Below are 11,133 nucleotides of genomic sequence, written 5' to 3'. Positions count from 1 at the left end.
GGGGAGGGGGACGGGGTCGTGGGGGCGGGGGCGGTCGCGGGCGTTGTCCGGGGCGTGGTCGCGGTCCGGGGCGTGGTCGCGGGGGTGGTCCGGGGCGTGGGTGGGGTCGGGGGCGTGGTCGCGGGCGTGGTCCGGCTCGGGGCCGTACTCGGGGCCGTGCGCGCGGCTGTGCTCGTGGTCCGGTGCGTGGTCGTCCTCCGGACCGTGACCGCCGTCGGGCCCGTCGCCGTACGCCGTGCCCGCCACTTCGTCGGCCAGCCACGCCAGCCGGTCGCGGTCCGCGCCCGCGGGCACCGGCGCCAGGGCCCTGTGGCAGCGGGCGGCGTACGCGCGCGCCATACTCCGCGCCGCGCGCAGCGCACCGGTGTCGTGCGCGAGCCGTGAGAGGTGCCGCTGGCGGGCGCGTTCGTCCGTCGTGCCGTCGACAAGCTCGGCGAGGGCGGCCCGTTCGGCACGGCCGCCGAGGCGGTGGGCGAGGAGCACGGGGAGAGCGGGGCGGCGGTTGCGGAGGTCGCTGCAGACGGGCTTCCCGTCGCGCCGCTCGCCGTCGTCTGCGCCGTCGCTGCCGTCATCGCCACCGGGCCCGTACGGCAGCAGGTCGTCCCGGATCTGGAACGCGATCCCCATCGCCTCCCCGTACGCCGCGAGCGCCCCGGTCTGCTGCGGGCTGCCACCGCCGAGCACCGCCCCCACGCGGCACGCGGCGCGGAACAGCGACGCGCTCTTCAGCCGCGCCATCTCCACGTACGCGGCGATGCCCCCGTCCGGCGCCGCGGTCGCCTCGTGCAGGCTGCCGCTGAGCGCGATCTCCTGCGCGACGCCCCGCGCGGCCTGCTGCCCGGCGGCACCGAGGGCCTCGACGGCGTCGAGGACGCGGTCCTCGGGCACGCCGGTGCGCCGGCAGGCGTCGAGCTGCTGGAAGAGGGCGAAGAACAACGAGTCGGCCGCCAGCACCCCGTGGGCGAGCCCGAACTCGCGGTGCGCCGCGGCCTTGCCGCGGCGCAGCTCGTCGCCGTCGATGATGTCGTCGTGAACGAGGGTGGCGACGTGGGCGAGTTCGATGCCCACGGCCGCGGGCAGCACCGCGGCGTACGAGCCGCCGACGGCCCCGGCGGCAGCGAGCAGGGTGACGGGGCGCAGGAGCTTGCCGGACGGGGTGAGGGCCCACCGCTGCACGGTGTCGAGGAGATCGGGGCCGCCGGCGCCGGAACCGCTGCGGTCCAGCCATGCGGCGATGCCGGCGTCGACGGCCTGACGCAGCTCGGCGAGCGGAAAAATCGCCGGGCCGGCGTCGGTGCGCTGCATGAGGACAAGCCGCCTTCCGGGGGCAGGGTGAGATGGGCGCCCACTGGTAACGAGAGTGCGGAAGCCGGGGGCACTGGGGGTCACCCCACCGGGGGGCTCGCCGGTTGGTGCGGGGCGCGCGGGCGGGGAGTGCGCGCTACGCGGGGCCGGCGGCGGCCCGGCGGCGGGCGGCTTCGGCGTCGTCGGGGCGGCTCCGGCCGGCCGGCGTGGGTCGAGCGCGACGGCCGGCGCGCCGCCTCCCGCAGCGCCGCCAGCTCGGCGCAGAACCTCTCCGTGTCCCCTTCCGCGGCTTCCGGGGGCGGCGACCGCCGGAAAGGCCGCCCTACCCGTACCGGCCAGGCCAGCCGCCGCCGTCCGGCCCGGCGGGGGTCGCCGGAAACCCCCCGGCAGCGGCCTCCTGGCACGGCCGCAGACGCGGCGCCGACGCAGCGCCGACCAGGAGGACCACCACCCATGAACAAGACCCCCGCACCCCAGCAGACCGCCCGTACCGAACGACTCGCGCTCCTCGGCCGGCTGGCCGCCGGGTGCCTCGGCGGGGCCGTACGGGCGCTGGTGGACTGGCTGTTGAACGCCCGCTGAAACCAGCCAGTAACAAAGTTGGCGCAATCGCTATGCCCATGACAATAAAGTGCCGTCCCCGGTCTTGCCCTGCCGGAGGCGGGCTGCCTCAATGCCTACGTATGCGGGGTGACCCCTCATCCACCCCGACCCCCCACCAGGAAGAGGCTCTTCATGAAGAAGGCACGCACTGCCCTGGGCGTCGGTGCCGCGGTCGCCGGCGCGATGTTGCTGGCCGCGCCGAGCGCGATAGCCGTGGAGCCGCAGACCGCCACCCTCGAGTTCGAATGCGGCAGCTTCGGCAGCGGCCAGGCGACGCTCGAAGCCACGCAGGACGGCACCGCGGCGACCATCACCATCAAGACCGACGCCGTCACCGCCCCGATCAGCATCCCGGCGGGCTCCGCCGACTCGACGCTCACGCTCACCAAGAACGGCTCCGAGACGGTGGAGTTCTCCGGCAGCGACAACCCGGCCATTCCGGCGGGCGGTGGTGTCGACAGCGGGCCGCTGACCGGCACGGTCGCCTCGGGTGACTCCCTGGAGGCCACGTCCCTGACGGTTTCGGTCTTCGGTATCTCGGCCAACTGCACCGCTACGAGCCCGCAGTCCCCGGGCCCGTTCGTCTTCGACTGATTCGACTGACGGGCGCGGAACACAACAGAGCGCGCACCGGTGGCCGGGCAACCGCCCGGCCACCGGCCTGTCAAGACACGTACTGCCGGCACTCCCCGGTGAAGACGCCGTCCAGGCACTCCCGCAGCAGCTCCTCGCCGACCGCGGCGGTCGCCTGACCGCCAACCGTCCCGTCGGGCTCCTGGTAGAGCTGGTCGGCCAGCCCGGTGACGAGCGCCGCGATGCGCGTGGCGGCCACCTCGCTGTCGACGTCCTCTGCCACCTCGCCGCACTCCTTGCCGTTGTGCACCGCCGTCGCCAACTGTCCCCGGAAGTCCGCCGCCGTGGCCCGCGCGACTTCGGCGAGTCTGGCGTTGTCGAGGGCGCGGCCGAGGAAGGCGCGGGTGACGCGGTACTCGCCGCGCCGCTCGTCGTCGAGCGGCAACTGTTCCCACAGGCTGTGGAAGACGACTTCGGAAATCCGCCGCTGCTCTTCCGCACCCTTGGCGATCCACCCCGCCACCCGCTCGCGGAACGCCGTCGTCACCTGCTCGTACGCGAAGAGCAGCAGGTCGTCCTTGCTGGCGAAGTAGTGCTGGACGAGACCGACGGAGATGCCCGCCTGCCGCGCCACCCCGGCGACGGTCACCGCGTCGAGGCCCTTCGTGGTCACCAAGTGCCGGACGGCGGCGGCGATCTCGCGGCGGCGGGCGGCGTGGTCTGCGGTGCGGGGCACGCGCATAACCGTATCAGGGTATGGTTACGCAATAACCGTACGACTATACGGTTATGCCGTGCTCCGCCCTGCCTGGAGACCGAACCATGCGAACTCGCGCAGCCACCCTGATACTTCTCCTTCTCACCGCACTCGCCCCGACCCCGGCCCCGGCGCACGCCCGCGCCGACACCGCCCAGCGAGTCGACTCGTACCTGCGAGAACGCGCGCAGGCCACCGGCACCCCCGGCCTCGCCTACGCGATCGTCGGCCCCGAAGGCATCGAGCGCACCGGCGCCTTCGGTCACGACGGCGACGGCAGGACCGTCACCGCGCGCACGCCGTTCCTGTGGGGCTCGATCGCCAAGCCCGTGACCGCGACCGCCGTCATGACGCTCGTCGAGTCCGGCGCCGTCGGCCTCGACGAGCCCGTACGCACCTACCTGCCGCGCTTCACCCTCGCCGACCCCGGCGCCGCCGAACGCATCACCGTCCGCCACCTGCTCCAGCAGACCAGCGGCCTGCCCGAATACACCGGCGTCACCGACCGCTTCGGGGCGCGCGAGGACCCGTACGGCCAGGCCGTGGCGGACCTCGCGGACACCGAGCCGACCGCCGCCCCCGGCGAGCGCCACGGCTACTCCAGCGCCAACTACCTCCTCCTCGGCGCGCTCGTCGAAGCCGTCACCGGCCGCCCCTACGAGGCGTACCTCCGCGAACACGTCCTGCTCCCGCTGGACATGCGCGGCGCGGTCACCACCCCCCGGCAGGCCCGTGCCGTGCCCCGCGGGCACGGCTACGTGTACGGCCAGCCGGTGGCCGTCGGCGTGCGGTACGACCCGGCCGGCGCCAGCTACGGCTACCTCGGCGGCACCGTCCGCGACCTCGCCCGCTTCGCCGGCGCCCACCTCGACGGCGGTTCGTACGCCGGGTCACAGGTCCTGACCCCCGGGTCCGTCGCGCAGATGCACCGCGGCACCGCCGCCGTGGGCGGCACCCAGAAGTACGGCCTCGGCTGGCGCGACGACACCCGCGACGCCGACCTGGGCACCCGCACGGTCTGGCACGCCGGCGGCGCCCCCGGCTACCAGGCGATGGTGATCCTGCTCCCCGAGGCCGACCGCGCCCTGGTCGTCCTGCAGAACGCCTACGGCTACTTCCAGGCCGGCGACCTCAACGCCGCGGGCTTCGGCGCCGCCCGCATCCTCGCCGGCGGCGATCCCGAACCGCCCCCCGGCGACGCCCCGTACACCGCGTTCCTGGCCTTGCTCACCGCCGCAGTCGCCCTCCTCGCCGCCGCCACCGCCTGGTCCGCCTACCGCGTCCTGCGCCCGGCGCGCACCCTCCGCACCCGCCGCCGCGTCCTGACCGCCACCGCCTGCTGGGTCCTGGCCGCCCTCGCCGCCGCCGCGCTCGCGGGCGTCCTCGTCCCGCGGGCGTTCGGCGTCGGCCTCCCCCTCATCCGCCTCTACGCCCCCGACCTGGGCTGGCTCCTCACGCTCACGGCACTCGCCGGCTGCGCGCTGGCCGCGGCCCGGCTCGCCGCCGGCTTCCGCGCCCTGCGCCGCGCAACGCGGGGCGGCGCGGCGCGGGCGACGGGGGCGACGGGCGGTGAGGGGCGGTGAGGGCGCGGACGCACACCGGCGTCTCCGGCCGGATGACTCCGGAGGCGGGACCGCGAGCGGGGCGCGGCGGGTGGTGGTGCTGCCGGCCACGGCCCCCGCGGCGTACCCGGTTTGACCCTGCCGTGGCGTCAGGGTTCAGGATGAGCCCGACGAAGGGCAGAGGGATGAGCTACTCCGTGGGGCAGGTCTCGGCACTCGCCGGGGTGACGGTGCGTACGCTGCACCACTACGACAAGGCCGGGCTGCTCTCCCCCAGCGGACGCAGCCCCGCCGGCTACCGGCTCTACGACGACGCCGACCTGGCGCGGCTCCAGCAGGTCCTCTTCTACCGCGAACTCGGCTTCACCCTCGACGAGATCGCCGCGATCCTGAAGGACCCGCAGGCCAACGCGCTGGAGTACCTCCAGGCCCGGCAGCGGCAACTGGCCGAGGAAGCCGCCAGGCTCCAGCGGCTCGCGGAAGTGGCGGAGCGGGCCATCGAGGTCCAGCAGACCGGGGTGCCGCTGAGCCCCGAGGAGCGCTTCGAGGTCTTCGGCGAGATCGCCTTCGACCTGAGCTACGCCACCGAGGCGCAACTGAAGTGGGCGCACTCGCACGGGCAGCGCGAGGCGATGGAGCGCGCCGCCGCCCACACCAAGGAGGACTGGAGGTACCTGATGGCGGAGGCCACCGCCTGGCGTGCGGAGCTGCTCGCCGCATTCGACGCGGGGGAGCCGGCCGAGGGCGAGCGGGCCATGGACCTCGCCGAGGAGCACCGCCGGCACGTCTCGCGCTGGTTCACCTCCTGCCCGCCGGACATGCACCGGCGGATCGCCGACGACTTCCGCGCGGAACCGCGCGCCTTCGCGCTGGTCGTACCGCACGCCCGGCAACGCCCGGGGCTGGCGGAGTACCTGTGGACGGCGGTCTGCGCCAACGCGGCCCGCCACGAGGACCGGCCCGCCGCCGGGGAGGACGCCTGATGCGCATCCTGATCGCCGCCGCCGGATCGCGCGGGGACATCGCGCCGTACACGGGCCTGGGCGCCGAGCTGGCCCGCGCCGGACACGACGTCGCCCTCGCCGCTACGGACACGTTCGCGCCGCTGGTGCGTTCGGCGGGGCTGGAGTTCCGCCGGCTGCCCGCCGACCACCGGGCCGGGGGCGGCTCGGGCTCAGGCGCGGGCTCAGGCGCGGGCGTGGGCTCGGGCGGGGGAGGAGTCGCGGGCAACCGGGAGCTGATGCGCAGCGCCGCCGCGTTCGTCACCGAGATGGGCCGGGGGTTCGCCGACGCGGTGGCCGAGGGCACCGACGTGCTCCTGCTGTCGGCCACCACCGCCCCGCTCGGCTGGCACCTCGCCGAGGCCACGGGCACACCCACCCTCGGCGTCTACCTCCAGCCCACCGCACCGACCGGCGACTTCCCGCCGGTCGTCACCGGTGCCGGCAGCCGGGGCCGGATCGCCAACCGCACCCTCGGCCGCTTCGCGCTGCGCATGGCCGACCGCGTCTACGCCCGCGCCGTCACCGAACTGCGCACGCACCTCGACCTGCCCCCGCTCTCCCCCGCCGCGATGCGCCGCCGGCAGGAGGACGCCGACTGGCCGGTCCTGCACGGCTTCAGCACCGCGCTTGTGCCGCGCCCCGGCGACTGGCGCTCCGGCCTTCAGGTCGCCGGCACCTGGTGGCCCGCGTACGAACCGGCCGAACCGCTGCCGCCGGAGCTGGCGGACTTCCTCGACGCCGGCCCCGCCCCGGTCCTCATCGGCTTCGGGAGCATGGCGGGCGGCGAGGGGGAGCGGCTGGGCGAGATCGCCGTAGGGGCGCTGCGCCGCGCGGGGCTGCGCGGCATCCTCCAGTCCGGCAGCGCCGGGCTCACCGCGCCCGGCGACGCCGGGGCTGATGTGCTCACCATCGGCGACGTACCCCACGCCCTGCTCTTCCCGCGCCTGGCCGCGGTGGTCCACCACGCCGGGGCCGGCACCTCGGCCGCCGCGCTGCGCGCCGAAGTGCCCTCGGTCCCGGTCCCCGTCACCGCCGACCAGCCGTTCTGGGCGGCCCGCCTCGCCGCCCTGGGCGCCGCCACCGACCCGATCCCGTACGGCACCCTCACCGCCGAGGGGCTCGCCGGCGCCATGAGCCGGGCGGCGGGCGAGCCGGGGTACGCGCGGGCCGCGGCGAAGGCCGCGGCGCATATGGCGACCGAGGACGGCGCGGCCCGCGTACGCGAAGCCGTGCGGAAGGTGACCGAGCGGGCGGGGACTGAGGGGTGACCGCGGGTGCGGCCCGTGCCGGGCGGGCGGGATGCAAGAATCGGCCGTATGGCTGACGTGATCATCGCCGCGTGCGACGGCGCCGCGAGTCCGAACCCGGGGCCGGCCGCGTGGGCGTGGGTGGTGGCGGGCCCGGACGGCGCGGTCGCGCGCTGGGAGGCCGGCCCGCTCGGCAAGGCGACCAACAACATCGCCGAGCTGACGGCCCTGCTGCGGCTGCTGGAGGCCACGGACCCCGCCCTGCCGCTGGAGGTGCGGATGGACTCCACGTACGCGATGCAGGCGGTCACCGACTGGCTGCCGGGCTGGCGGCGGCGCGGCTGGAAGACGTCCGCGGGCAAGCCGGTGGCCAACCAGGAGCTGGTACGCAGCATCGACGACCGCCTGACGGGCCGCGAGGTACGGCTGGTCCACGTCCGCGCGCACCAGGTCGACGGCGACCCCTACAACGCCGCCGCCGACGCCGCCGCCGCCGAGGCGGCCCGTACCCAGAACCCGGCGGGCACCGCACACGGCTCCCCGCTCCCGACGGCGGAGGACACCCCGGCGCGGGTGACGGCCGCCCCGAAGCGCCGCGCCGGCAAGGCGGGCAAGGCGGGCAAGGCGGGCGGGACGCTGAAGGCCAGGTTCCCGGGCCGCTGCCGCTGCGGGCAGTCGTACGCCGCGGGCACGACGATCGCGAAGAACGAGGCCGGATGGGGCCATGTGGAGTGCGCCCAGGCATGAGCGCCCACGCCGCCCGCTCGCCGGGATCGGCCGCCGCCTGAAGGCGGGGGCTCAGCCCTTCCCGACGAGTCCGAGGATCTGGTGGGCGTGTTCCAGGGAGCCCTCGACGGTGTCCACGTCGTACATCGAGTCGATCATGAAGTGGTCGATCCCGGTCCGCTCGTGGACGTCCTTGACGGTGGCGGCGACCTTCTCCGGGCTCGTACCCGCGTCGATGTTCACCCGCAGCACCGTGTCGATGGCCCGGGGGTCGCGGCCCGCCTGCCGGGCGAGCTCGTCCAACTGCGCGCGCTGCGCGCGGAGGCCGTCCACGTCGACCCAGCTCGGGACGACGATCAGCGGCAGCCAGCCGTCGCCGCGGCGGGCGACCCGGCGCAGGGCGCGCTCGGACAGGGCGCCGAGGTAGAACGGCGGGCGCGGCTTGCGCGCCGGCTTGAGGGGGGCGTGGTGCTCGGGCACGGATATCTGGTCGCCCTCGTACTGCGCCGGGTCGGTGGTCCAGATCGCGTCGAGCGTGTCGAGGAGTTCGTCCATGCGGGCGCCGCGGCGGGTGAAGTCCACACCGGCCGCCTGGAACTCCTCGGGCGACCAGCCGATCCCGAAGCCGGGCAGCAGCCGCCCGCCGCTGATCAGGTCGATCGTCGTCAGGGACCGGGCCAGTTGGACGGGCGGGTACAGCGGGGCGATCAGCACGTGCGAGCCGAGCAGCACCCGGCTGGTCGCGGCGGCGGCGACCCCGAGCAGGACGAACGGGTCGGCGGCGGGGTTCAGCTCTTCCGGAATGGTGTTCCCCTGCCCGCCGTACCCGACGACGGGTCGCACCGCGGCCAGATTGCGGTCCCCCACCCAGAGGCTGGCGCCCCCGGCTTCCTCGACCCCGGAGGCGAACGCGGCGGTCTGCGCGACCTCGTAAGCCTGGCGGTGGAACTGGGGGAGTGCGAAACCTGTCTTCATGGCGTCCTTCACCGTTGCCGCCGGGCAGCGCGGCTCGGCGCCGCCCCGACGTGATCTTATGCGGACGGATCTCAGCCTAGGCGGGCCCGATCACGCCCAACTCGGTTCACGCCAAATGTAGTTGAAGTCTCATTGACTGCAGGGTGGCCCCCGGTGGCGGCGTCGCCGCCGGCGGCGAGCTCGTCGCCCAGGGAGCTTCGGCGGTAGAGGATGAAGCGTCCGTGGCGGGCGCGGCGGGTGAGACCGGCGTCGGTCAGGATGGCCAGGTGCTGGCTGACGGCTGACGGGCTGATCGCCAGCTTGCGGGCGAGCCCGGTGGTGGAGGCGGGCTCCGCAAGCAAGGCCAGCAGCCGGGCGCGGGGCCTGCCCAGCAGGCGTTCGACGGCGGCGCCCGCCTGGGGCGGCGGGGCGGATTCGGTGAGGGTGGCGAGGCCCCGGGCCGGATAGATGATGTGTGGCGCCGCTTCCCGGTCGAGCATGCTGGCAGCTCTCTGGGTGAAACAGGTCGGCGTGATGAGCACCCGGCGCCCCCGGACCGGGATGTGGGGCCCGGGCGGCGCGTCGGAGTCCTGCATGACTGTGAGGTATCCGTCCTGCCAGGACAGGTGTGGGCTCAGGTCCGCGAACATCCGCCGCATGCCGTGCTCGGCCAGGACCCGGGCCCGGTAGGCAAGGTCGGCCTCCAGGACCGAACGGATCCGCGCCCACAGCCGGGGTGCCAGGCACGACTCCCAGTAGTCCTCCAGCGCGTCGGCCACGTCCCGCAGGAGCTGCTCCGGCCTGCGCAGGCCGGCCGCCAGGCGTGCGGGCACGGGGTCACCCAGCGGTGCGAAGGTGCGCGTGATGTCGTCGTGCAGCCGTGCGGGGTCGGCGGCACGCAGCGCGGCCAGCTCGGCGCCGATCTGCGGGGCGGGGACCTCGGGCCGTGGGGTGAGGAAGTCGGGGATCCAGGGGCGGCGCCGGGCGACCAGTGCGGTCAGCACATCGGTGTCCAGGCGTTCGAAGGCCCTCCGCTCTGCGGTGAGGAGGGCGTGCTGCCACGGGAAGTGCCCCGGGTGCGTCCACGTGCGCAGGCTGAGGGCCGCCTCGAGCAGGGGCGAATACGCCAGGGAGGTGGTGGCCAGGTCAGAGGCGTCGAGATGGAAGCGAATCATTAAGTCCCATTCTTAATCACTTCCCCCTGACTGGGCGAAACCGGTGAACTGGCCCCATGGCCTGCGGCTCCGCTCACTGGGCCGCACGCCGTCGGTGCAGCCCGAGCCAGCCCCGCCGCAGGCGCCGTCCCCCCTTCGATCGAACCGTGTGCACCCCCGGAGGTCCGCTGTGCGGAAGCCAGTCACCATCGTCACTGGCGGCAGTCGAGGAATCGGCGCCGCGATCTGTGAACGCCTCGCCGCCGACGGGCACAACCTGGTCATCGGCTACCGCACGGACGCCGGTGCCGCCGAAGAGGTCGCCGTCCTCGTCCGCACCGAGGGGCGCCGGTGCCTGACCGTCGGCGTCGACACCACGCGCGAGGACGAGGTGGACCGGCTGTTCAAGGCCGCGGCCCAGCAACTCGGCCCCGTCACCGGCCTGGTCAACAACGCCGGCGTCAGCGGACCCAACGGACCACTGGCCAAGGCAGACGCCGACGGGATGCGGCACGCACTGGAGGTGAACGTGCTGGGATACCTGCTGTGCGCCCGACGGGCGGTGCGGGACATGACGCACACCGGCCTGGGCGCGATCGTCAACATCTCCTCGGCCGCCGCCACCCTCGGAAGTCCGGGACAGTACGTTCACTACGCCGCCGCGAAAGCCGCGGTGGACGCGATGACCGTGGGCCTGTCCAAGGAAGTCGCCGTGGACGGCATCCGTGTCAACGCGGTCGCCCCCGGCACGGTGTGGACCGACTTCCACGCCGACCCGCAGCGGCCGGCCAAGGTGGCCGCGTCCATCCCCATGGGCCGCGCCGGACAGCCCCGGGAGATCGCCGGCGCCGTCTCCTGGCTGCTGTCGGCCGACGCCGCCTACACCACCGGCGCGGTCCTGCGCGTGGCCGGCGGCCTGTAGCGACTGCCGCGTGTGCTGATACCCGACCGCATGAAGCTCTCAAGCCACGTCCGGAACAGGCCCTAGGTTGTGTCCGCAATGTCAGGGGAGCCAGAGTTGTAGGCAGGCGATGGTGACCAGGGCTTCGTAGTGGCGGGCTCGTTTGTCGTAGCGGGTGGCCAGGGCCTTGTTGTGCTTGAGCTTGTTGAAGCAGCGTTCGACGAGGTTGCGGCGGCGGTAGGTGGCCCGGTCGAGGCGGCAAAGGCTCTCACCTCGGCGGACACGGCCGTTGATCTGGTCGATCCGCTCCGGAATCACTGCCTTGATGCCTCGCCTGCGCAGGTAGG

General features: G+C 74.5%; 11 protein-coding genes and 1 pseudogene. 7 read left to right on the top strand and 5 right to left on the bottom strand.

The genetic code is table 11. The features are described 5' to 3' along the window. Positions 1-1,305 (bottom strand): polyprenyl synthetase family protein (locus tag B124_RS36275; RefSeq protein WP_496507282.1); only part of this gene is annotated, 1,305 nt, incomplete at its 3' end. A gap of 453 nt (positions 1,306-1,758) precedes the next feature. Between B124_RS36275 and B124_RS36270 the strand changes: the two genes are divergently transcribed. Both B124_RS36270 and B124_RS36265 read left to right on the top strand, forming a co-directional pair. Then, on the top strand, positions 1,759-1,887 hold the full coding sequence (locus B124_RS36270; RefSeq protein WP_496507281.1) for a hypothetical protein: 129 nt from the start codon (positions 1,759-1,761) through the stop codon (positions 1,885-1,887). Positions 1,888-2,040: 153 nt separating this feature from the next. Continuing rightward, positions 2,041-2,502, top strand: a complete 462-nt coding sequence (locus B124_RS36265; RefSeq protein WP_496507280.1) for a hypothetical protein — start codon at positions 2,041-2,043, stop codon at positions 2,500-2,502. Positions 2,503-2,572: 70 nt separating this feature from the next. Here the strand turns inward: B124_RS36265 and B124_RS36260 are convergent, their stop codons facing one another. Next, on the bottom strand, positions 2,573-3,217 hold the full coding sequence (locus B124_RS36260; protein ID WP_496507279.1) for a TetR/AcrR family transcriptional regulator: 645 nt from the start codon (positions 3,215-3,217) through the stop codon (positions 2,573-2,575). Between the two features lie 86 nt (positions 3,218-3,303). Between B124_RS36260 and B124_RS36255 the strand changes: the two genes are divergently transcribed. From B124_RS36255 to B124_RS36240, 4 genes are all read left to right on the top strand, one after another. Then, positions 3,304-4,821: a serine hydrolase domain-containing protein gene (locus B124_RS36255; RefSeq protein WP_496507278.1), complete on the top strand. Its 1,518-nt coding sequence runs from the start codon at positions 3,304-3,306 to the stop codon at positions 4,819-4,821. A 164-nt stretch (positions 4,822-4,985) separates the two neighbouring features. Next, entirely contained in the window at positions 4,986-5,783 is a 798-nt protein-coding gene (locus B124_RS36250; protein WP_496507277.1) for a MerR family transcriptional regulator, read from the top strand. Continuing rightward, complete coding sequence (locus B124_RS36245; RefSeq protein ID WP_496507276.1) at positions 5,783-7,072, top strand: glycosyltransferase; 1,290 nt, start codon at positions 5,783-5,785, stop codon at positions 7,070-7,072. Before B124_RS36250 ends, B124_RS36245 begins: the two co-directional genes overlap by 1 nt. A gap of 48 nt (positions 7,073-7,120) precedes the next feature. Further along, on the top strand, positions 7,121-7,798 hold the full coding sequence (locus B124_RS36240) for a ribonuclease H family protein (RefSeq protein WP_496507275.1): 678 nt from the start codon (positions 7,121-7,123) through the stop codon (positions 7,796-7,798). A 51-nt stretch (positions 7,799-7,849) separates the two neighbouring features. On the opposite strand, the gene B124_RS36235 is transcribed toward B124_RS36240, so the two are convergent. Then, positions 7,850-8,752: a TIGR03619 family F420-dependent LLM class oxidoreductase gene (locus tag B124_RS36235; protein WP_496507274.1), complete on the bottom strand. Its 903-nt coding sequence runs from the start codon at positions 8,750-8,752 to the stop codon at positions 7,850-7,852. 71 nt (positions 8,753-8,823) lie between these two features. Beyond that, positions 8,824-9,906: an ArsR/SmtB family transcription factor gene (locus tag B124_RS36230; protein WP_496507273.1), complete on the bottom strand. Its 1,083-nt coding sequence runs from the start codon at positions 9,904-9,906 to the stop codon at positions 8,824-8,826. A gap of 169 nt (positions 9,907-10,075) precedes the next feature. Between B124_RS36230 and B124_RS36225 the strand changes: the two genes are divergently transcribed. Continuing rightward, positions 10,076-10,807 (top strand): SDR family NAD(P)-dependent oxidoreductase, encoded by a 732-nt coding sequence (locus B124_RS36225; protein ID WP_496507272.1) that lies wholly within the window; start codon positions 10,076-10,078, stop codon positions 10,805-10,807. Between the two features lie 81 nt (positions 10,808-10,888). Here the strand turns inward: B124_RS36225 and B124_RS36220 are convergent. Continuing rightward, a pseudogene (locus B124_RS36220) lies at positions 10,889-11,133 on the bottom strand (IS5/IS1182 family transposase); the annotation flags it as partial.

It is taken from the genome of Streptomyces sp. CNP082, assembly GCF_059570535.1.
Note: the sequence above shows the minus strand (reverse complement) of the source record. Positions and strands in the feature narration are given on the sequence as shown.